The organism is Bradyrhizobium sp. GW821-FHT12B03 (genome assembly GCF_058807535.1).
Genome location: NZ_JBXAQU010000011.1, coordinates 202,183 through 221,660, shown reverse-complemented (window position 1 = coordinate 221,660; position 19,478 = coordinate 202,183). Strand labels below are relative to the sequence as shown.

Here is a 19,478-nt window from a genome sequence, read left to right as displayed (position 1 = left end):
CTTACTGTCACCAGCAACGGTGAACCGTCAAGGCGCCTCGTCGGCGCCTTTGCGGAACGGGCCGAGCTCGGCCAGCTCCCGTCCGGCCTCGGCGACGTAAGCGCGCTCGCGCTTGAGATAATCGTCGATGGCGCGACGCAGGCCCGGATCGGCGATGAAGTGGGCGGAATGGGTCGTTCGCGGCAGGTAGCCGCGTGCGATCTTGTGCTCGCCTTGCGCCCCGGCCTCGACATGTGTGAGGCCGCGCTTGATCGCGAAATCGATCGCCTGGTAGTAGCAGACCTCGAAATGCAGGAACGGATGATGCTCGACCGCACCCCAGTTGCGGCCGAACAACGTGTCCGAGCCGATGAAGTTGATCGCGCCCGCGATCCAGCGATCGTTGCGGCGGGCCATCACCAGCAGCACGTCCTCGCTCATGGTCTCGCCGATCAGCGAGAAGAATTCGCGCGTGAGGTACGGCCGGCCCCATTTGCGCGAACCGGTCTCCATGTAGAATGCGAAGAAGGCGTCCCAGGCGTCCTCGGTGATGTCTTTTCCCGTGAGCCAGTGGATGGTGATGCCGGAGGCCAGCGCATCGCGCCGTTCGCGCTTGATCGATTTGCGGTGGCGTGAATTCAGCGTCGCCAGGAAGTCGTCGAAACTCGCAAATCCCTCGTTGTGCCAGTGGAACTGCTGATCTGTGCGCTGCAGGAAGCCGTGCCCGGCGAGCAGCTTCCACTCCGCCTCGCGCGCGAAGGTGACGTGGACCGAGGAGGCCTTGCTGACGCCGCACAGCGCCACCAGCCCGCTCGCCAGCGCCTCGGTGATCCGCTCGCGGTCGACGCCGTCGCGGACCAGCAGCCGCGGTCCCGTTGCCGGGGTGAAGGGAACCGAGACCTGGAGCTTGGGATAGTACCGCCCGCCGGCGCGCTCATAGGCGTCGGCCCAGCCGCGGTCGAAGACGTATTCGCCTTGGCTGTGCGATTTCAGATAGCAGGGCACCACGCCGACGACACGGCCGTCGATCTTGGCGATGAGATGCCGGGGTCCCCAGCCGGTGCGGATCGTTGCCGAACCCGACTTCTCGACGGCGGAGAGAAACGCGTGCGAGACGAATGGGTTATAGGCAGGCTTTAAGAGGCTGGCGGAATCGCCTGGGAGGCTGGGTGAGGTTCCCTTGCCATGACCGTTGCAAGCCTTGCCGGGATTGGCGCAGGCGTCCCAATCCGCCGGCGACACTTCGCCAATGGAGGGTACGGCCTCAAGCGTGATTTCGGGTGATGCCATCGTGCCCAAGATCGTGCATTGCAGCAGCGACTTCAAGAGGGCAGGAACTGAGGTCTCGGGAATGCAGCACCTGCAACTGCGCACAGCTTCTTCTCCAAGTCGTCCTGGTTTTCACCAGGACGACCCTGGGGAGCCTACGGCACGAACCCCTCGAAGATCATCTGGTCGGCATACTGCCCGACCCGGGTTCGCTGCTCGGGCGTGCGCACGGTCCAGCCGAGCAGGGCGCAGCCGAACACATTGCGGGCGATCCAGGGCGCAGGGGCCGGGAGGTGATCGACCTTGAAGGCGACGAAATGCGGCCGGGTCTGGAAGCCGTGGCGCAGGTACAGCATGCTGTCACGCTGCGCCTCGGTCAGCTTGGCCCAATAGTCGTCCTCATAGCTGCGCTGCGCGACGATGCCGCGCGGGCGGGAGGGCAATAGCTCGCGCAAGGCCAGCACCTGGTCGGGATCGAAGGACATGCCGACGGCGGGGCCCTGGTAGGACGCCAGCACCTCGGCCATCCGCTTCACCAGCTTGCGGTCGCCGCCAAAATGGCTCTTCACCTCGATCACCAGCGGCACGCGGCCGGCGACCATGGCGCAGAGATCGGACAGCGACATCATCCGCTCGTCCGTGTCCTTGAACTTGATCGCCCTCAGCTCGGCCGCGGTCTTCTCGATCACCTCGCCGGTCGCCTCGGTGAGGCGACCGAGTGCATGATCGTGATGCACCATGGCCTCGCCGTCGGCGGAGAGCTGGATGTCGACCTCGATCGAGAAATTGCCCGCGATCGCAGCCTGCACGGCGCCGGGCATGTTCTCGACGATACCGCGGGAGATATCGTGCAGGCCGCGATGGGCGACCGGCCGGGCTGTCAGCCAATCCGGAGCGCGCATGCGCGTCAGGCGACCTCGAACACGCCTTCGACCTCGACCGCCGCATCGGCGGGCAGCGAGGCAACGCCGACGGTGGTGCGGGCATGGCGGCCCTTGTCACCGAAGGCGGCGACCATCAGGTCGGAGGCGCCGTTCAGGACCTTCGGTCCGTCCAAGAAGTCCGGCGCCGAGTTGATGAAGCCGCCGAGGCGCACCACGCGCACGACCTTGTCGAGGTCGCCAAGCGCGGCCTTGACCTGGGCGAGCAGGTTGACGGCGCAGCCGCGCGCGGCCGCCGCACCGTCTTCGAGGGAGACGCCGGCGCCCAGCTTGCCCTTGGCGATCAGCTTGCCGGCGGGGTCGAAGCAGACCTGGCCCGAGACGAACAGCAAATTACCGGTACGCACGAACGGCACGTAGTTGGCGACGGGGGTGGGGGCCTCGTGCAGCTTGATGCCCTGTTCCGCCAGTTTCTGCTCGACCGTACCCGCCATCTTCGACCTCGTTGTCCGAAAAATTCATCCGCCCGGGCGCGTCCTTTTGGAGGCCGGGCGCGCCCTGTTTCGCCCATCGTGCAGCCACATGCAAGCAACCCCAAGGGGCTGCAGAGGGGGCAGCACCAAGGCTGCATTTTGTCGAGGCAGGGCAGGAGGTTCAACGGGAGGGCCGCAACTTTACGTGAAACTGCCTCAGTTGCGGCGTATTGGAACGGTCATTAAAATGCCGAATCTGCGCTTTCCCCAGGGAATAGATATGATGCACCTTTTCCGGACTTCGCTCGGTGTGATGGCGCTCGCGGCGGCCGCTTGTGGCCCCGGCGGCATGGCGCAGGCCGCCAACGGTCCGTTCCTGGCGCATCAGGCGCTCTACGATCTCAGTCTCGTCAAATCGCGCTCCAATTCCATCAACAGCGCGCGTGGCCGCATCCTCTACAATTTCACCGGCAGCTCGTGCGAAGGCTACACCTCCGAATTCCGCCAGGTCTCCGAACTCGACAGCGGCGAGGGCAAGATCACGCTCAGCGACCTCCGCTCCAATTCCTGGGAGGACGCCGCGGGAAAAAGCTACCGCTTCAAGATCGAGACGCGGATGAACGAGGCCGATGCCGGCCGGGTTGATGGTTCGGCCGAGCGCGACGGCGACCACATTAACGTCAAGCTGAAGCTGCCGGTGCCGAAGAGCTTTACCCTCGACGGCAAGATCGTATTCCCGACCGAGCAGATCCAGCGCATCATCGCCGCCGCCAGGGACGGCAAGTCGCTGCTCGAGCTCTCCGTCTATGACGGCTCCGACGACGGCCAGAAGGTCTACAACACGCTGACGGTGATCGGCCAACCGATCCCCGCCGACCGCACCGCTTCGCCCGATCCGTCGACCTCGGACGAGCACATGAAGTCGCTCAAGCGCTGGCCCGTCACGGTCAGCTATTTCGACCGCGAGGTCCAGCAGAAGGAAGGCGAGCAGACGCCGGTCTATGCGATGGCGTTCGAGCTCTACGAGAACGGCGTCTCGCGCCAGCTCGTGCTCGATTACAACGATTTCGTGATCTCCGGCGCGATGGGCAAGTTCGACGTGAAGGACAGCAAGCCCTGTAATTGAGGGACTTGCTGCCGCGTACGACGCACTCCACCACCACCGTCACCCTGAGGTCGCCGCTCCTTCAGCGGCCCTCGAAGGGCGACGGCCCGGCTGTCGCAGCGGGAGCCGCCTATCCTTCGAGGCTTCTCATGCGCCGCTTCGCGTCGCATCTAGCTCTCGACATAGTCTCCAGCTACGCTCCGCCCAACCATAAACTCCGGGAGGCACCCCATGCCCAAGCTCGACCATCTCCGTCCCAGCGGCCTGCACCACAATCCCGCCTATTCCCACGTCGTCACCGCCACGGGCGCGCGGACCATCTATATCTCCGGCCAGGTCTCGACCGACGAGGAGGGGCGTATCGTCGGCGAGGGCGATCTCGCCGCGCAGACGACGCAGGTGATGCAGAATCTCGGCCTGGCGCTGAAGGCGGCCGGGGCGAGCTACGCCAACATCGTCAAGATCACGACCTTCGTGGTCGGCTACAAGCCGGAGCTGCGCCCCATTATCGGGAAGGCCCGCTCGGCTTTCTTCGAAGGCATGGAGCCGCCTGCCTCGACGCTCGTGGGCGTCTCCGCGCTCGCAGCGCCGGAGTGGCTGATCGAGATCGAGGCGATCGCAGTAGCGGATTAATCCCGTAATCCTGTAGGATGGGTTTCGCTTCGCTCTACCCATCCTATTTGGCTTCAGACAGCTCTTGCAGCAGCACCATCGCTTCGTCCGCCCTGTCGGCGGGCACGAAGAGATGATCGTGATGAAAGGCCGACACGGCATTCACGCTGATGCCGGCTTCGGCGAGGCGCGTCGTGATCGTTGCCAGAAAGCCGACCGCGTGGAGCGCCGAGTGAACCGTCAACGCGATCAGGCGCGAGGCGAACGCGTAGCGTAGTCCTGCCGCGTCGGCCTCTTCGCGTGAAATCACCAGCGTGGTGCCTTCCTGCTCGTGAAACGTCAGCAGCGGGTTGAGTGCTGCGGAAACGCGCTCGCTTGGGGGGATCGTGCAGAACACGAAGACGCCGGGCTGCAGCTCCGGCTTCATGTTTTTCAGCAGCGCGCCGAGATCGCGTTCGGCGGTCATCACTCCTCCGCCTTCTCCGGCCCGTCATACGCAATGCCGCGGATCACCGCGGCATTGCCGAACTTCTTGCGCAGGCTGTCCACGGCGCGTTCGGCGTGGGCGGCACGGCGGTCGAGCATGTCGGTGTCGTCGGAGGGCGAGCCTTCGCGCAATGCGCTGACGCCGGCGCCCATCAGGCGGAAGGCGGTGCCGTCGATCTCCTTGGCCAGCATCTCGCGGCAGATCGAAAAGATCTTTGCGGCGAGCTGCGTCGGCGCAGCGATCGATTGCGAGCGCGTGCGCTGGCGGAAGTCGGCGGTCTTCAGCTTCAGTGTGACGGTGGAGCCGGCAAGCTCGCTGCTCTTGAGCCGCGACGACGTCTTCTCGCAGAGGCGCCACAGGATCTTCTCCAGCGTCGCGAAATCGCGGATGTCGGTCTCGAACGTGGTCTCGCTCGAAATCGTCTTGGCGCCGCGATCGGGCTCGACGCGGCGGTCGTCGATGCCGCGGGCGAGGCGCCACAGCCGGCGGCCGTCGCTCGGAAACTGTCGCATCATCTCGATCTCGTCGGCCTTCTGGAGGTCGGCGATGACGCGGAAGCCGTGCTGCACCAGACGTTCCTGCGTTGCAGGTCCGACGCCGAAGATGAAGCCGACCGGCTTCTCGGCCAGCATCACGCGCGCTTCCTCCTGGTCGAGCGTGGCAAAGCCGCGCGGCTTGTCGAGGTCGGAGGCGATCTTGGCGAGGAACTTGTTGCAGGACAGGCCGACCGAGACGCTGATGCCGATGTCGCGCTCGACGTTGTGGGCGAACCGCGCCAGCACCTTGGCCGGGATCATGCCGTGAACCCGCTCGGTGCCGGAAAGATCGAGAAAGGCCTCGTCGATCGAGAGCGGCTCGACCAGCGGCGTCAGCGCCTGCATGGCCTGGCGTACCTCGCGGCCGACCCGGACATACTTCGCCATGTCTGGCGGGATCACGGTCGCATGCGGGCAGGCCTCCAGCGCCCTATACATCGGCATCGCCGAGCGCACGCCGTAGGTGCGCGCGATGTAGCAGGCGGCCGACACCACGCCGCGCTTGCCCCCGCCGATGATGACGGGCCTGTCGGCGATATCAGGATTGTCGCGCTTCTCGACCGTGGCGTAGAAGGCGTCGCAGTCGATATGGGCGATGGTCAGGGCCGCGAGCGCGCGGTGGCGGACGAGGCGGGGGGAACCGCAGGCCGAGCAGCGGCGTACGCTCATGTCCAGATCGGCCAGACAATCCCGGCAGAAGCAGCGGGGCCCGGCCGGCTCCGGGGCGGTCACGGCACGTCGCGCTCCCAGGAGGGGTCGCCGAGCGCATCGCCCAGCACCTGCCGCGCTGCGGCAACGTTGGTCGGGTGCAGCTCCGAGGCCGCGGCAAAGGCCGTCACGGTGGCGTCATCGCGCATCACGAAATCGAGCACGCTGAGGAGAAAATTCGGGTCCGCGGCGGCGTTCCGGAGGGTCTCCGGACCGACACCTGTCTCGGCCAGGAACAGGCCCAGCCGCTCGGGATCGCCTGCGACGAAGGACAATGCCTGAATCGCAACGATTTCAGCGACTTCGCGGGGGTTGTGAACAGGCTTTTTCAAGGAGCCGGTTTGCCTTTCCATTAACTTTCAGTGTCTACTTTGAAAATCATCATGCCCGAGTCTCACGGCCCCAGACAAGCAACTGGAAACCACATCGCAAAAAGTGGCCCCTCGGGTTTAACGAAACTAGAGCGAATCTGAGGCTAGTTTGAATCCAGTTTTCGAAGCGCCGGGGAGCGGCGCCTGAGGCGTCACATGTATCCGGCTTCGTGCCAATCAGGAGGGCGGGATGGCTAAGACCGTCCTGATCGTGGAAGACAACGAGCTCAACATGAAGCTCTTCCGCGACCTGTTGGAAGCGCACGGCTATCAGACCACGGGCACCAGCAACGGCTACGAGGCGCTGGATCTCGTTCGGAAAATGCGGCCTGACCTCGTGCTGATGGATATCCAATTGCCGCAGGTCTCCGGGCTCGAGGTGACGCGCTGGATCAAGGACGATCCGGAGCTGCGCTCCATCCCGGTCGTCGCGGTTACGGCCTTCGCGATGAAGGGCGACGAAGAGCGCATCCGCGAGGGCGGCTGCGAGGCCTATTTGTCCAAGCCGATCTCGGTCGGCAAGTTCATTGAGACGGTCCGGCGTTTCATCGGATAGGAAGTGAGTTCAAAGTGTCCGCGCGTATCCTCGTTGTCGATGACGTCCCTGCCAACGTCAAGCTGTTGGAGGCCCGCCTCTCCGCCGAATATTTCGACGTGATGACGGCGTCGAACGGCGCGGAGGCGCTGGCGATCTCCAGCCGCGCCGAATGCGACATCATCCTGCTCGACGTGATGATGCCCGACATGGACGGCTTCGAGGTCTGCCGCCGCCTGAAGACCGATCCGGCGACGCACCACATCCCCGTCGTGATGGTCACCGCGCTCGACAGCCCGGCCGACCGCAACCGCGGGCTGGAAGCCGGCGCCGACGATTTCCTCACCAAACCCGTCTCCGACGTCGTGCTGATCGCGCGCGTGCGCTCGCTGACGCGGCTGAAGATGATGACCGACGAGCTGCGCATGCGCGCCATCACCTCGCTCGAGATCGGCATGCAGGCGCCGGAGCGCACTGCGATCTCCGACACCGGCAAGGGCGGCCGCATCCTGCTGGTCGACGACCGCGAGTCCTCCTATGAGCGACTGGCGACGATCCTCGCCGCCGAGCACACCATCGACGTCGAGCCGAATCCGACGGAAGCGCTGTTCCACGCCGCCGAGGGCAATTACGACCTCTTGATCGTCTCGCTCGACCTCAACAATTTCGACGGCCTCCGTCTGTGCAGCCAGGCGCGCTCGCTGGAGCGCACGCGCCATGTGCCGATCCTGGCGATCGCCGACCCCGAGAACTCGACGCGGCTGCTCCGCGGCCTCGAGATCGGCGTCAACGACTATCTGCTGCGGCCCATCGACAAGACCGAGCTGCTGGCCCGCGCCCGCACCCAGATCCGCCGCCGCCGCTACACCGATCACTTGCGCGACAACGTGCAGAACTCGATCGAGATGGCGATCACGGACGCGCTCACCGGCCTGCACAATCGCCGCTACATGGAGAGTCATCTGGCGACCCTCGCCGAGCAGGCCGCGACCCGCGGCAAGCCCCTGGCGCTGATGATCCTGGACATCGACTACTTCAAGTCGATCAACGACAATTACGGGCACGATGCCGGCGACGACGTGCTGCGCGAATTCGCGGTGCGGGTGCGCAAGTCGATCCGCGGCATTGACCTGGCCTGCCGCTACGGCGGCGAGGAGTTCGTCATCGTGATGCCGGAGACCGACCTGCACGTCGCCGGTATGGTCGCCGAGCGCCTGCGCCGCTCGATCGCGGGCGAGCCCTTCGCGGTTCACAAGGGCACCAAGCGCATCGAGGTCACGATCTCGATCGGCCTGACCACGCTGGAGCAGAAGGGCGAGGCGGTCGCCGACGTCCTCAAGCGCGCCGACACGGCGCTCTATCGCGCCAAGCACGACGGCCGCAACCGCGTGGTGTCGCACGCGGCGTGAGGCTGCTCGTACAAGAAGTGCGAAAACAACCCCATGCACAGTAGCCGGTGCTAGCCGGATCAATGGTTTGCCGGCCGCATCCGCAATATTCGGATTATTGGAAGTTTTGCTTGACCCGTCGGGCAAAACAGGAGCATATTGGCAGGGTCGCGACGGCCTCACAAACTCCGCGGTCATTCCCCGCGAAAGCGGGAAATCCTATACGCCGCGGTGTCTCGGCTCGAACCTCACCGCTTCTGGTCAGTGGCGGCAGTCTCTAGAATCGGTTCTCGATGTCCTTGGGGGAGCGAATTTGCGTGCCCAGCAACAGGCCTCGCTGATCCTGATCAAGGCAGCAATCGCTGCGGCTGCTGGTAACAATCCCGTCGACAATGCAGAGATTGCCTCACCAACGATAACCCAGAGCGCGACGCCAACACTTACCGCGCTTGCCAACCCGCTGGATAATCCGACCGCGTTTCGCACCTCGCTCGGGAACAAGTACGTTAAGACCAATACAAAGGGCCTCTACATCGGTGAGTCCAGTTGGAGGAAAACGGACGGAACGTCTGGCGCAACGAACCTTTCGACGGTGACGAATCTTTCGCCGGCCTTCAATGTTGGGGATGAGGACAACTGCAAGACGGTCGAGTTCAAGATTTTCAACACGCGTTACGTTGAATTTAATCTTTCGAATCCATCGGCGAATACGCCATATCGAGTTGCGTTCAATAAGCAGTTCGCGCCGCGGGCCGGCTTCACGCGGACCGCGCAATACGTGAAATTTGATCTTGGTTCGGTGCAGTCGTCAGTTTCCATCCTGCTCGACATGCAGACGGCCAGTCAGTCGTTTCAGGGCGTGCTCGCGGATTCAGGCGCAACCATTGCGCCTGAAGACTACCCGACCTTCAACATGCTGGCGCTCGGTGACAGCATCACCGAGGGCTCGTCGAGCGGCGACACGGTGTTTCATGTCAATGATCGATGGGCTTCCGTGTCCGCAAAGCAGCTCGGGGCCACGCTACGGCAGGCTGGTGTTGGCGGCACAGGCTGGAGCACGCCGGCAACGCGAGCTAAACTCGTTGACCAACTACGAAACCTTGCTGCGACGGGGGAAAAGTACCACCTGATCGTTACGCACAACGGATACAACGACCAAGCCGTCGCTGATGCAACGTTTCAGGCCGATGTTCTAGCGGGTTTGCAGTTGATGCGGTCGCTCTGGCCCGGCGCGATCATCGTGCCGACAGGAGTTTTCGCGGAGGCCACCGGGCCAAATGCCGCGGTGCAGAACAAAGAGAACAAGATGCTGGCGACGTTCCAAGCGTGGAATGACCTTGCATCGTTCTTCGTGAAGAATTGCACTGACCTCGCTGGTTCCTGGTTTCAAGGAACGGACTATATCGGCCATATTGTAACCGGGACGGGAAACTCTGGCACACTCATCAGCTCCGACGGCGTGCATCAATCGCAGGCTGGCGGTCTTTTTGCGGGCGGCAAGACATCGGCAGCGATCGTGGCGGGGCTTCCGGTATTTTATGCTGCGTTTAATGTTCCTTAGCGGCTGAAGGCGAGTTCATTCAGGAATGGTCGAACTGGGCGTCTCGGGCGCTCTTGCCCTCCGCTCCACGCCTCCTGGCTCGACAAACGCCGCGAGCGATTCGACTATCTGACCAAAAAAATCACCGCTTATTGGCGGAAAAGACGCTGGTCAGATCAGACCGGAAGAGTGATTGGGCCAAATGCAAATGAATGAACCGTGAGTACGCACGTGGTCTCGGTATGTTTAAACCATCTCATTGTCAGGAGAGTACATCACGAACATCACTACTTGGCCCAGGCGAATCGTTGTTGACTGCGCCCTCTTTTTGGTTGGTCCATAGATCAAACATCGATGTTCGATTCCCCGCTCTCGCTGGCCTGATGTTGGGCACCGCAACAGCCAAACTCCCCGATGTGGCGGTGGAGCCTCGGATTTCTTCATCAGAATGCAATCGGCGCGGGGAATCGTTGTGTACTTCGGTGTTTTTGCGTCGATGAGTGCAGACTTCAGGCAGGCCTATCGCGCGAGGGTGAAGATCTGCGTGCTCGCTAGTTGGAGCGTGAAAGATGTGAGCATGTAGGGGATGATTTTACTTACCGCCTCATCAAGACGGCGCATCCAGCCCGAATTGCAGGCCTTGCACGCTTTTCTGACGAAGGTGGTTGTTACGTCCCCTTGCCGCTGAAGGACGGCTTTCAAGATCGAGTCGCCAGCATAGTTAAACGGAACGTGCTTGGCGCGGTGAACGACGTCCTCGGGCTCCGGAGGAAGAGCGTCATCCACCCACTGTGCGAAGATATGTTCCTTCGTTACGCCGCCATCGCAGAACAGGCAGGTACCGCGCTCTCGTGCTTGTTTGTTTCTTCCCATGCCGAAATTGCAACACACCGGCGCGGCCAAAGCGAGTCCTTATCCACTCCTTCAGGGGGGCGCTGCTGTTCCCGTCAAGGATTTGTTCGTTGCCTCCCGGATTCTCGTTCTCTGCCTCTCAGACGATCGATTAATATGAGAACCGGGCAGAGAGTTAGTAATTCGAGCCACCCAGCGACACCACAAAGCGCACAATCGTCTTCCTGCTGGGACACCTTAGATGGCGAACCAGACGAGGGTTCGCAACGACCTTGGCGAAAGGCGAGCACGGTAGCGAGAATGGTCATTCTGACCTCCTGTCGCACCTACCGCTTTTGAGTTTAAGCCATTCGCCTTCGACGACTTGAGATCGGTCAACTGTCCCGTGCAACGCAGCGACCTGGGCTCATTCGAACTGTTCACTCCCTTCAAGTCACCGCCCGGATAGATACCTAGTAGGAGAACATTCGCGGTAGTCGCAGTCCGATGAGCTGCCGGTCAGGCGATGCATAAACTTGGTCCCAACCGCCGAGCCCCCTTCGGTGCAACGGAATACCTACCGCCGCTCAGAAAGCCGGCAAGCACGATCGCTGCGGCCAAGACAAACAGCTTGTCCATCTCGTCGCTCCCGAAAAGGCGAAATGGCGAGTTTTTGGGATGAGATTCTCAGTTTCGGCGTACGCTCGGTCAGGGATACCGCACCACTCACTTGCCCCGCTTCTCCGCCGGCTTCGCATCATCCCCCACATCCACCCCCGCATTCCGCAACAACACCCTCGCAGCTTCCTTCGCCGCGCGTGCCATCGCGGGGTCGTCGCGGACGAGGTCCTGGGCGATGGAGCCATCGACCAGCAGCACGAGCTGGGTCGCGAGCCCATCCGCATCGGCAACACCGAGCTCGTTGAGCCGCTCGCGAAACCAGAGGCGGCGGCTTTCCTTGAAGGCGATGGCAATCTTCTTGACGGCGCGGTCTGCGGGGCCAAGCTCGGCGACCGCATTCACGAACGGGCAGCCGCGAAAGTCTCTTGCCGCAAAGCGCCGCTCCAGCGAATCGAAGGTGGCGAGGATCTGCTCGGCCGGCGGCTTGTCGGAGGGGCGGGCGTGGACGAAGCGGCGCTCGAGGTAGGCCGCGATCAGCGCGTCCTTGGAGGGGAAGTGGTTGTAGAGCGTGCGCTTGGAGATGCCGATCTCGGCCGCGATGGTGTCGACGCCGATGGCGCGAATGCCTTGCAGATAGAACAGCTTGTCGGCGGTCTGAAGGATCCGCTCTTTCATCGTCTGTGGGGCGGTCGGGGGAGCCATGCAGCGGGATGCGTCCTGTTCGCTTGACAGCCTGCACCTTTCATAGCCTAAGTACACAGGTCTGTGTAACCAAAATCAACCGATATTGCAGACGCCGGCGCGCGCGCCGCGCCCACGAGGGAGATGAAAATGCCCCTGTTGCAGGTCCTGCGCCCGACCTTGCCGATCCTGATCGGCGCCTCGATCATGCTGACGCTCAGCATGGGGCTGCGGCAGAGCCTCGGCATCTTCATGCAGCCCCTGACGCATGACATCCACATTTCGATCTCGGATTTCACGCTGGCGCTGGCCGTGCAAAACCTCGCCTGGGGTTTCCTCCAGCCGCTCGCCGGCGCGATGACCGTACGCTACGGCTTCCGTCCGATCATGATCGTGGGATCGCTGATGTACATCGCGGGCCTCATCCTGATGGCGACCGCGAACGGCCTCGTCAGCATCATGGTCGGCGCCGGTGTGCTGATTGGAACGTCGCTGGCTTGCACCGCGGCGGCGATCGCGATGTCGGTGGCGGCGCGCGCGGTGCCGGCGACGGTGCGCTCCACCGTGCTCGGCATCGTCTCCGGCGCGGGCTCGCTCGGGGCGCTGCTGTCGGCGCCGATCGGGCAGTTGCTCAACGAAGGATTTGGCTGGCGCGTCGGGCTCGCCGGCTTCGTCATCATGTCGGTGCTGATGATTCCCGCCGCCTGGTATGCCGGCCGTGTCGACAGGATTCCGCTGCCGAAGCCGGCAGCCGACGACATCGGCGATGCCAGTGCCGCGATCGCGGCGAAGACCGCGTTCGGCAACGCGTCCTTCGTGGTGATGACCTGCGCCTATCTCGTCTGCGGCATGCAGCTGGTGTTCCTCACCACGCATCTGCCGTCGTACCTTGCGATCTGCGGCCTCGATCCGATGCTGAGCGCGCAGACGCTCGGCATGATCGGCGGTTTCAACGTGCTCGGCTCGCTGTTCTTCGGCTGGGCCGGGCAGCGCTGGAACAAGCTGGCGCTGCTTGGCGGCATCTACATCCTGCGCTCGCTCGCGCTCGCCTGGTACTTCATGCTGCCGGCAACGCCGTTCTCGACGCTGCTGTTCGGCGCCATCATGGGCTTCCTCTGGATGGGCGTCGGCCCGCTGGTCGCGGGCGCCGTCGCCGAGATGTTCGGCCTGCGCTGGCAGGCGATGATCCAGGGCCTCGCCTTCATGAGCCACCAGATCGGCAGCTTCCTCGGCGCCTATGGAGGCGGGGTGCTCTACGACGCGCTCGGCTCCTACACCATGGCCTGGCGCATCGGCGTGGCGCTGGGTCTTGCCGGCGGCATCGTGCAGGTGGCGTTCGCGCTTGTCAGGCCGTCGCAGCCGCCTGCGCCGGTGTTGAAGGCGGCGTAGGGGAGCGGGTGCCCGTGAGCGGCCGCTTAAGACTTCACAGTGGACGCCGCGTTGCTGCAACAAAAAGCTCTCTTGACTTGATGAGCGTCAATTGGGCCGCGCCCTTGAAGCGGACATTGTGAGCCGTTGCTGGGCCTCCCTCGCGCCGGCAATGATGTCGGGCTCGCCACTGAAAAAAGGGGCATTGTGATGGGGGCGGCTTTTTTCGACTCGGCTCTGACTGATGAAGCTCGTCGTGCCAGACTCTATGCTGGAGACATCTTTGTCTTTTCGCCAACCGAGGGAACGCGTGCCCTTATCAATCTGGCCCGCCAGATGCTGGAGAAGGCATTTTCACCATATGATCCGAGGCTGGTCCATCAGCGAGAAACGCCGGAGCATGTCGCGGCGATACTTGCCAAGGTGAAGCCCGAATTCATCCATCACCCCGAATGCAAATCCATCATTCGCCGGATCATGTTTGAACACGGCGTTGATCTGGACAGTTTGTATTTCGACGTTCCTCGTCTGCGTTCGGCATATCCATCAAGCTTCCTGTCGTCCGGAATAGCATACGCCTTTCATCCGCATCGAGACACCTGGTATTCCGCGCCGATGTGCCAGCTTAACTGGTGGCTACCGATCTATCCGATCGAGCCCGGCAACGCGCTCGGCTTCTATCCGCGCTATTTCGGAGAGGCCGTGAAGAATAATTCCGAAACCTACAATTACTACGAATGGAACACGAAGTATCGCGCGACCGCGGCGCAGCACGTCAAGAGCGACACGCGCCAGCAGCCAACGGCGCAGCAGGACCTCGAGCCGACTACCATGCGCTTCCTGCCTCCACCAGGCGGGATCATCGTGTTCTCCGGCGCCCAGTTGCACGAGACGGTGCCGAACGTCACGAACGTCGCGCGTTACAGCATTGATTTCCGGACCGTGCATTATGATGATGTCGCAGCCCGTCGCGGCGCGCCGAACCTCGACACGTGTTCCACGGGAACGACCATGCGCGACTATTTGCGGGCAAGCAATCTCACGCATCTGCCGGAAGAGGTGATCGCGCTCTATGACGACGATAGTGCGAAGGGCGAGCGGATACTCTATTTCGGCGACAAGCTTTTACATGAAGCGGCTGCCGACGGCGGAGCGCCGACAAAACGACGGTAGCGCCCCGGCGAAAGCAGCAGAGCATGAAAGTTGCGCTTACCCGTGCGCGCCGCGAGCTGAGTAATAACGCCCGTACACCGCTGACAGTGGTGTTCGGTGTGTGCGGCCTGATGGAGCGGACGTGAGAGGGAAGCCATGGCAGGTGTTTTTGAAGAGGCCGAGGACCGCAGTGCCGACGTTGCCGTGATCGCTGCTTCTACGGCTTCTGGAGCCGACGCTTTGGACCTGGCCGGAACAAATATTGCGCAACGCCGTATCAAGACTGACGACCGATCGACAGCGCAATATTATCTCTCTTTGCTCGTTTCTGCCGCGATCGCCATTCTCGCGATGATCTGCCTCATTGCCATTATGGAGGGCATTGATAGCCAGCGCCCTGTCGATGATTGAACTACCTCGCACCGGTCTTGACCAATAGAACCTTGAAATCGAGATGGCCAAGGGAGGCATTGCCGAGGCAGAACTGCACTGTGTCGTTGGCAATGAACGCGCGCGCCGCTTCTATGAGCGCATGGGCTGGCATCACAAAGCTGAAATAATGGAGCAGGTTGCCGGTGAGCACGGGCAAGCCGATGTTCCGTTCTGGTGCATGACCAAGGTTCTCACCATCTAGCCCACGTCGATCGACCACTTCCGCTTCTGGGGCCCGCGCAACGGCGTCGCCGTTGCGCGGGATGACGGAGGAAGATCGGCGTAGCGCTGTCGTGAGGGACTAACGCGGACGTCCCGACCGCTTGAGGTCTGCGACCTTGAACCTGTTGCCGGCCTGCAGGCTGCTGCAAAACCAGTGGGCTCTGTTGCGAAACTCACCCAGGAACACCTTCGTCTCGACGCAATTCTCGTAGGACGTATGGGTGATGGTGTCTCGGCACGTCGGCGAGAAAGGTCCATAATTGATGTTGCCGCCCGACTCGCTACAGCCAATCCAGGGCTCGTTGCCGTGCCGGAAGCTTGACGCACAGCCACCGTTGCAGCTGCTGGCGACCCTCTCCAGGCTGGCAATCCTCCCCATCACCGAACCCGGTGCATACGAAGGTGTCCGCGCGGTTGACGATGACGTTTGAGCGGTTGACGCAGTCCGGCGCGATGATGCCCCGGTGGTCGCCGGCCGCTGCGGCGCAGGTGGCCTTGTCGATTGCTTCGGTGCGTCGACCGAGACGGGGGGAATCGTGGCGGCGGGGCCTGTCGGGAGTTGCGACGCGGCCGGGCCGCACATCAGGACGGTTGACAAGACAGCGACGGTTGAAGGCACGACAAGGCTTGATGAGAATCTCATGACCATGTCCTTCCAAATCCGGGACGGAAATGCCACCCGGCAAGTGCACGGTAACATGCATTTCGAAGTGAGCAACCGGGGGTTGATAGAATATTTGCCGATGACTCGCCATGCAGAGCTCAGCTCTCGTGCCCCGGACGCAGCGCAGCGTCACTTCGACGGTGCGCTGCAGAGCCGGGGCCCATGTTGCGGCATTGTACTGTGTTGCATTCTGGATCCCGGTTCTGCGCGGCAACGCTAGCGCGTTGCAGCGCGCCCGGGACACGAGAGCGCACAAATAAAAACGGGGCCCAGAGGGCCCCGTCAAAGTCCGTAGCTTATTCCGCGATCTTACTTGATCTTGGCTTCGCGGAATTCGACGTGCTTGCGCGCCACCGGATCGTACTTCTTCTTGACCAGCTTGTCGGTCATGGTGCGCGAATTCTTCTTGGCGGTGTAGTAGAAGCCGGTGTCGGCCGAGGACACGAGCTTGACCTTGATGGTGACCGCTTTGGCCATGTTCTGAACCTCAGGAAATTGGGGAATCTGGAGCCGGCCAAATGGCCCGCGTTGGCCGGCAACCTAGCCAGAAACCGCCTGATGTCAAGATTTTTGGGGCCGGGAAATCCCTCAAACCGGGCCCATCAGGCATCAAAAGAGCCCCTGGCAGGCCTGAGCGATCGGTCATCCTTGTACAGGGATCTGTACAGTGATAGGTACGGTTATCTGTACATAAGACCAGGACGAACAGCCATGGCAAACGTTTCTTATACCGAGCTACGGAGCAACCTCGCGGCCTACATGGACCAGGTCTGCGACGATCGCGCCCCGCTCGTCGTCACGCGCCAGAACGCCCGTAGCGTGGTGATGATCTCGGAGGAAGAGTACGAGGGCCTTATCGAGACGGTTCATCTTCTGAAGAGCCCGGCCAACGCCGCGCGCCTTCTTCGCTCCATCAAGGAAGCCGATGAAGGTAAAGTCGTCGCGCGTGAATTGATCGAGCCCGGCCCGACGGGCTAGGCGACATGCTGATCGTCTGGACCGAGATCGCCTGGCAAGACTATCTTCAATGGCAGCAAGAGGACGAAAAAATCCTCACGGCCATCAACGACCTCATCAAGGACATCAAAAGAGACCCGTTCAGGGGGATCGGCAAACCGGAGCCGCTTAAGCATGATCTGCGCGGTTGGTGGTCTCGCCGGATTACCGGCGAGCACAGGCTGGTCTACCGCCTTCAGGGCAAGGATGACGGACAGCAGCTCGTCATCGCCCAATGTCGATACCACTACTGAAAACGTTTCGTTGGCTCGGTGATCTCGGGCGTCAAAAACACTACGCCTCGAAGAACCGGTTTTTCGGCCGCGGCAGGCCCAGATTCTCCCTCAAAGTGGCCCCCTCGTATTCTTTCCGGAAGATCCCGCGGCGCTGGAGCTCCGGCACCACCTTGTCGACGAAATCGTCGAGGCCGGCGGGCAGGAACGGGAACATGATGTTGAAGCCGTCGGAGCCGCGGCCGACCAGCCATTCCTCCATCTGATCGGCGATGGTTTTGGCGGTCCCGACGAAGGCGAGCCCGCCATAGCCGCCGACGCGCTGGGCGAGCTGGCGCACGGTGAGTTTGTCACGCGCGGCGAGGTCGACCATGCGCTGGCGGCCGCTCTTGCTGGCATTGGTCTCGGGGATCTCGGGGAGTGGGCCATCCGGGTCGAAGCCGGAGGCGTCCGTGCCGAGGATGACGGATAGCGAGGCGATGGCGCTATCATAGTGCACGCGGCTGTCGAGCAGCGCGCGCTTCTCCTTGGCTTCATCCACGCTGTCGCCGACCACGACGAAGGCGCCGGGGAGGATCTTGAGATGCTCGGGGTCGCGGCCGACCTTTTCCATGCGGCCCTTGATGTCGGCATAGAGCTTTTGCCCGTCGGCAAGGCTGCCGCCGCCGGTGAAGACGGCTTCCGCGGTCTCCGCCGCAAGCTGCCTGCCGTCTTCCGAGGCGCCGGCCTGCACGATCACCGGCCAGCCCTGCACGGGACGGGCGATGTTGAGGGGACCGCGCACCTTCAGATATTTGCCGTTGTGGTCGAGCGTGTGCATCTTGGCGGGATCGAAGAACAGCCCGCTCTCGACGTCGCGCACGAAGGCGTCGTCGGCGAAGGAATCCCACAGGCCCGTGACGACGTCGTAGAATTCGCGGGCACGCTTGTAGCGCTCGGCGTGCTCCATGTGGTCGTCGAGGCCGAAATTCAGCGCGGCATCGGGGTTCGAGGTGGTGACGATGTTCCACCCCGCACGCCCGCCGCTGAGATGGTCGAGCGAGGCGAAGCGGCGCGCGACGTGATAGGGCTCGTCAAAGGTGGTCGAGCCCGTCGCGATCAGGCCGATCCGCTCGGTGACGGCCGACAGCGCCGACAGCAGCGTGAACGGCTCGAACGACGTCACGGTGTGGCTGCGCTTGAGCGCGTTGACCGGCATGTTCAGCACGGCGAGGTGATCGGCCATGAAGAAGGCGTCGAACTTGCCGGCCTCGAGCTTCTGGATCAGCGTCTTGATGTGCCCGAAGTTGAAATTGGCGTCGGGCCAGGCCCCGGGATAGCGCCAGGCGCCGGTGTGGATGCTGATCGGGCGCATGAACGCGCCAAGCTTGAGTTGCCGTTGTGCCATCGCCCGTTGTCCGTTTCTGGTGACGCTCGGGAAGACATAGGCACGCCGCGGAACTGCGCCATTGGGGGAGGCGGGAAGAATTTTTTGTTTTTCGCCGTCAGCTCAGCACAATCGCGTCATTCCGCGGCGCTCCGGAATGACGTGGGGACGGAGGCGCGCGCCCTGGTCGGCACCGAGCCTGACGCGGACGACGCTTGAAGGAATGCGCGATCGGCTGGAGCGCGCTCCATCCGGGCTACAAGAGCCCTCAGCTCAAAACATCCTTCTGCATCTTGCCGCCGTAGAAATGGAAGAACGGCACCGGCGCGTCGTGGCGCAGCGGGCCGGTGGCGAGGCGGGTGTCGAGCTCGTTGAGCACGTTGCGCGTCATCGGATGCAGATCGGCGAGCGGCTTGGAGCCGAGCTCGACCCAGACCAGCTCGACGAGCTCCGCGTCGGCATGGATCACGCCGTCGACGCGGTGGGTGATCGCGGAGGCATCCGCGGTGAAGAAGCGGGTGTCGAACCGCTTGACGCGGCCGGGCGGGGTGATCGCGCGCGCGATCAGGAACAGGCTGGAGGGATCGGGCAGGAGGTCCGCATCCGCAAACGGCTTCCAGGCGCCGTCGAGCTTCGGCGCCTTGCCTTCAGATTTGCGGCCGAGGCAGAGGCCGGTCTCCTCGCAGGCCTCGCGGATCGCGGCAATGGCGAGCGATTTTGCGCGTGAGGCCGGCGTCTTGGGGCTGCCCTTGGCGAGATTGGCTTCCAGCTCCGCAGTGATGGGCGCCGCACACGGCACCCGGTAGTCGGTCTTGTCGACACGGCCGCCGGGGAAGACGAATTTTCCGGGCATGAACACCACCTTGTCGTGGCGCTTGCCGACCAGCACTTTTGGAATGGTGCCGCTGCGATCGACCAGGATCAGCGTCGCCGCATCCTTCGGGCGGAAATAGGGATGATGGTCGGCTTCCTTGCCCTCGTGGATTTTTGCCTTCTCCGCCTGCGCAATATCCGTCATGTCCTCACCC

At 62.8% G+C, this 19,478-nt stretch carries 23 protein-coding genes; 11 read left to right on the top strand and 12 right to left on the bottom strand.

What is annotated here, in order from left to right:
* Positions 1–27: 27 nt before the first annotated feature.
* From AC1RUR_RS22140 to AC1RUR_RS22130, 3 genes are all read right to left on the bottom strand, one after another.
* Positions 28–1,269 (bottom strand): GNAT family N-acetyltransferase, encoded by a 1,242-nt coding sequence (locus AC1RUR_RS22140; RefSeq protein ID WP_492847796.1) that lies wholly within the window; start codon positions 1,267–1,269, stop codon positions 28–30.
* Between the two features lie 134 nt (positions 1,270–1,403).
* Positions 1,404–2,150, bottom strand: a complete 747-nt coding sequence (locus AC1RUR_RS22135; RefSeq protein WP_492847794.1) for a glycerophosphodiester phosphodiesterase — start codon at positions 2,148–2,150, stop codon at positions 1,404–1,406.
* Between the two features lie 5 nt (positions 2,151–2,155).
* The gene (locus AC1RUR_RS22130; protein WP_492847792.1) at positions 2,156–2,623 is read right to left on the bottom strand and encodes a RidA family protein; all 468 of its coding nucleotides are present in this window, start codon (positions 2,621–2,623) and stop codon (positions 2,156–2,158) included.
* Positions 2,624–2,882: 259 nt separating this feature from the next.
* Here AC1RUR_RS22130 and AC1RUR_RS22125 point away from each other — a divergent pair, with 259 nt between their 5' ends.
* Both AC1RUR_RS22125 and AC1RUR_RS22120 read left to right on the top strand, forming a co-directional pair.
* A complete protein-coding gene (locus tag AC1RUR_RS22125; RefSeq protein WP_492847790.1) occupies positions 2,883–3,728 on the top strand; it encodes a cell envelope integrity EipB family protein in 846 nt (281 codons plus the stop codon).
* 210 nt (positions 3,729–3,938) lie between these two features.
* Positions 3,939–4,340, top strand: coding sequence for a RidA family protein (locus AC1RUR_RS22120; protein ID WP_492847788.1), 402 nt, complete (start codon positions 3,939–3,941; stop codon positions 4,338–4,340).
* Between the two features lie 43 nt (positions 4,341–4,383).
* Here AC1RUR_RS22120 and AC1RUR_RS22115 read toward each other — a convergent pair whose 3' ends face one another.
* The 3 genes from AC1RUR_RS22115 to AC1RUR_RS22105 are packed head-to-tail and all read right to left on the bottom strand — an operon-like array spanning position 4,384 to position 6,382.
* The gene (locus AC1RUR_RS22115; RefSeq protein WP_492847786.1) at positions 4,384–4,785 is read right to left on the bottom strand and encodes an ACT domain-containing protein; all 402 of its coding nucleotides are present in this window, start codon (positions 4,783–4,785) and stop codon (positions 4,384–4,386) included.
* Positions 4,785–6,074 (bottom strand): DNA polymerase IV, encoded by a 1,290-nt coding sequence (locus AC1RUR_RS22110; RefSeq protein WP_492847784.1) that lies wholly within the window; start codon positions 6,072–6,074, stop codon positions 4,785–4,787. The genes AC1RUR_RS22115 and AC1RUR_RS22110 overlap by 1 nt, the downstream gene beginning before the upstream one ends.
* A complete protein-coding gene (locus tag AC1RUR_RS22105; RefSeq protein WP_492847782.1) occupies positions 6,071–6,382 on the bottom strand; it encodes a DUF3572 domain-containing protein in 312 nt (103 codons plus the stop codon). Before AC1RUR_RS22105 ends, AC1RUR_RS22110 begins: the two co-directional genes overlap by 4 nt.
* A gap of 229 nt (positions 6,383–6,611) precedes the next feature.
* On the opposite strand from AC1RUR_RS22105, the gene AC1RUR_RS22100 reads away from it, so the two are divergent.
* The 3 genes from AC1RUR_RS22100 to AC1RUR_RS22090 all read left to right on the top strand — a co-directional run bounded on the left by AC1RUR_RS22100 (position 6,612) and on the right by AC1RUR_RS22090 (position 9,905).
* A complete protein-coding gene (locus AC1RUR_RS22100; protein WP_007603272.1) occupies positions 6,612–6,977 on the top strand; it encodes a response regulator in 366 nt (121 codons plus the stop codon).
* Between the two features lie 14 nt (positions 6,978–6,991).
* Positions 6,992–8,365: a PleD family two-component system response regulator gene (locus AC1RUR_RS22095; protein ID WP_492847779.1), complete on the top strand. Its 1,374-nt coding sequence runs from the start codon at positions 6,992–6,994 to the stop codon at positions 8,363–8,365.
* A gap of 67 nt (positions 8,366–8,432) precedes the next feature.
* Positions 8,433–9,905 (top strand): SGNH/GDSL hydrolase family protein, encoded by a 1,473-nt coding sequence (locus AC1RUR_RS22090; protein ID WP_492847777.1) that lies wholly within the window; start codon positions 8,433–8,435, stop codon positions 9,903–9,905.
* 498 nt (positions 9,906–10,403) lie between these two features.
* On the opposite strand, the gene AC1RUR_RS22085 is transcribed toward AC1RUR_RS22090, so the two are convergent.
* Together AC1RUR_RS22085 and AC1RUR_RS22080 are read right to left on the bottom strand one after the other, a co-directional pair.
* Positions 10,404–10,787 carry a hypothetical protein gene (locus tag AC1RUR_RS22085; protein WP_492847775.1) on the bottom strand — a complete coding sequence of 128 codons (384 nt, stop codon included), beginning with the start codon at positions 10,785–10,787 and terminating at the stop codon, positions 10,404–10,406.
* Between the two features lie 654 nt (positions 10,788–11,441).
* The gene (locus AC1RUR_RS22080; RefSeq protein WP_492847773.1) at positions 11,442–12,038 is read right to left on the bottom strand and encodes a TetR/AcrR family transcriptional regulator; all 597 of its coding nucleotides are present in this window, start codon (positions 12,036–12,038) and stop codon (positions 11,442–11,444) included.
* Positions 12,039–12,167: 129 nt separating this feature from the next.
* Between AC1RUR_RS22080 and AC1RUR_RS22075 the strand changes: the two genes are divergently transcribed.
* The 4 genes from AC1RUR_RS22075 to AC1RUR_RS22060 all read left to right on the top strand — a co-directional run bounded on the left by AC1RUR_RS22075 (position 12,168) and on the right by AC1RUR_RS22060 (position 15,171).
* A complete protein-coding gene (locus tag AC1RUR_RS22075) occupies positions 12,168–13,406 on the top strand; it encodes an MFS transporter (RefSeq protein ID WP_492847770.1) in 1,239 nt (412 codons plus the stop codon).
* A gap of 126 nt (positions 13,407–13,532) precedes the next feature.
* The gene (locus tag AC1RUR_RS22070) at positions 13,533–14,558 is read left to right on the top strand and encodes a hypothetical protein (RefSeq protein WP_492847768.1); all 1,026 of its coding nucleotides are present in this window, start codon (positions 13,533–13,535) and stop codon (positions 14,556–14,558) included.
* A 135-nt stretch (positions 14,559–14,693) separates the two neighbouring features.
* Positions 14,694–14,948: a hypothetical protein gene (locus AC1RUR_RS22065; protein WP_492847766.1), complete on the top strand. Its 255-nt coding sequence runs from the start codon at positions 14,694–14,696 to the stop codon at positions 14,946–14,948.
* A gap of 43 nt (positions 14,949–14,991) precedes the next feature.
* Positions 14,992–15,171 (top strand): hypothetical protein, encoded by a 180-nt coding sequence (locus tag AC1RUR_RS22060; protein ID WP_492847764.1) that lies wholly within the window; start codon positions 14,992–14,994, stop codon positions 15,169–15,171.
* A gap of 301 nt (positions 15,172–15,472) precedes the next feature.
* Here AC1RUR_RS22060 and AC1RUR_RS22055 read toward each other — a convergent pair whose 3' ends face one another.
* Positions 15,473–15,946 (bottom strand): hypothetical protein, encoded by a 474-nt coding sequence (locus tag AC1RUR_RS22055; RefSeq protein WP_492847762.1) that lies wholly within the window; start codon positions 15,944–15,946, stop codon positions 15,473–15,475.
* A gap of 218 nt (positions 15,947–16,164) precedes the next feature.
* Positions 16,165–16,332 (bottom strand): 50S ribosomal protein L33, encoded by a 168-nt coding sequence (gene rpmG, locus AC1RUR_RS22050; protein ID WP_008139339.1) that lies wholly within the window; start codon positions 16,330–16,332, stop codon positions 16,165–16,167.
* Between the two features lie 234 nt (positions 16,333–16,566).
* On the opposite strand from rpmG, the gene AC1RUR_RS22045 reads away from it, so the two are divergent.
* On the top strand, positions 16,567–16,833 hold the full coding sequence (locus tag AC1RUR_RS22045) for a type II toxin-antitoxin system Phd/YefM family antitoxin (RefSeq protein ID WP_492847760.1): 267 nt from the start codon (positions 16,567–16,569) through the stop codon (positions 16,831–16,833).
* A 5-nt stretch (positions 16,834–16,838) separates the two neighbouring features.
* On the top strand, positions 16,839–17,105 hold the full coding sequence (locus AC1RUR_RS22040; RefSeq protein ID WP_492847758.1) for a Txe/YoeB family addiction module toxin: 267 nt from the start codon (positions 16,839–16,841) through the stop codon (positions 17,103–17,105).
* 40 nt (positions 17,106–17,145) lie between these two features.
* Here AC1RUR_RS22040 and AC1RUR_RS22035 read toward each other — a convergent pair whose 3' ends face one another.
* The gene (locus AC1RUR_RS22035; RefSeq protein WP_492847756.1) at positions 17,146–18,471 is read right to left on the bottom strand and encodes an LLM class flavin-dependent oxidoreductase; all 1,326 of its coding nucleotides are present in this window, start codon (positions 18,469–18,471) and stop codon (positions 17,146–17,148) included.
* A 247-nt stretch (positions 18,472–18,718) separates the two neighbouring features.
* Positions 18,719–19,468, bottom strand: a complete 750-nt coding sequence (locus tag AC1RUR_RS22030) for an NUDIX hydrolase (RefSeq protein WP_492847754.1) — start codon at positions 19,466–19,468, stop codon at positions 18,719–18,721.
* Between the last annotated feature and the right edge of the window lie 10 nt (positions 19,469–19,478).

Coding starts and splice junctions, on each gene's coding strand:
- AC1RUR_RS22125 (WP_492847790.1), top strand. CDS start 2,883: ATGATGCACCTTTTCCGGACTTCGCTCGGTGTGATGGCGCTCGCGGCG.
- AC1RUR_RS22100 (WP_007603272.1), top strand. CDS start 6,612: ATGGCTAAGACCGTCCTGATCGTGGAAGACAACGAGCTCAACATGAAG.
- AC1RUR_RS22035 (WP_492847756.1), bottom strand. CDS start 18,471: ATGGCACAACGGCAACTCAAGCTTGGCGCGTTCATGCGCCCGATCAGC.
- AC1RUR_RS22045 (WP_492847760.1), top strand. CDS start 16,567: ATGGCAAACGTTTCTTATACCGAGCTACGGAGCAACCTCGCGGCCTAC.
- rpmG (WP_008139339.1), bottom strand. CDS start 16,332: ATGGCCAAAGCGGTCACCATCAAGGTCAAGCTCGTGTCCTCGGCCGAC.
- AC1RUR_RS22055 (WP_492847762.1), bottom strand. CDS start 15,946: ATGGCGAGTCATCGGCAAATATTCTATCAACCCCCGGTTGCTCACTTC.
- AC1RUR_RS22135 (WP_492847794.1), bottom strand. CDS start 2,150: ATGCGCGCTCCGGATTGGCTGACAGCCCGGCCGGTCGCCCATCGCGGC.
- AC1RUR_RS22075 (WP_492847770.1), top strand. CDS start 12,168: ATGCCCCTGTTGCAGGTCCTGCGCCCGACCTTGCCGATCCTGATCGGC.
- AC1RUR_RS22140 (WP_492847796.1), bottom strand. CDS start 1,269: ATGGCATCACCCGAAATCACGCTTGAGGCCGTACCCTCCATTGGCGAA.
- AC1RUR_RS22080 (WP_492847773.1), bottom strand. CDS start 12,038: ATGGCTCCCCCGACCGCCCCACAGACGATGAAAGAGCGGATCCTTCAG.
- AC1RUR_RS22115 (WP_492847786.1), bottom strand. CDS start 4,785: ATGACCGCCGAACGCGATCTCGGCGCGCTGCTGAAAAACATGAAGCCG.
- AC1RUR_RS22040 (WP_492847758.1), top strand. CDS start 16,839: ATGCTGATCGTCTGGACCGAGATCGCCTGGCAAGACTATCTTCAATGG.
- AC1RUR_RS22060 (WP_492847764.1), top strand. CDS start 14,992: ATGGCCAAGGGAGGCATTGCCGAGGCAGAACTGCACTGTGTCGTTGGC.
- AC1RUR_RS22120 (WP_492847788.1), top strand. CDS start 3,939: ATGCCCAAGCTCGACCATCTCCGTCCCAGCGGCCTGCACCACAATCCC.
- AC1RUR_RS22065 (WP_492847766.1), top strand. CDS start 14,694: ATGGCAGGTGTTTTTGAAGAGGCCGAGGACCGCAGTGCCGACGTTGCC.
- AC1RUR_RS22030 (WP_492847754.1), bottom strand. CDS start 19,468: ATGACGGATATTGCGCAGGCGGAGAAGGCAAAAATCCACGAGGGCAAG.
- AC1RUR_RS22130 (WP_492847792.1), bottom strand. CDS start 2,623: ATGGCGGGTACGGTCGAGCAGAAACTGGCGGAACAGGGCATCAAGCTG.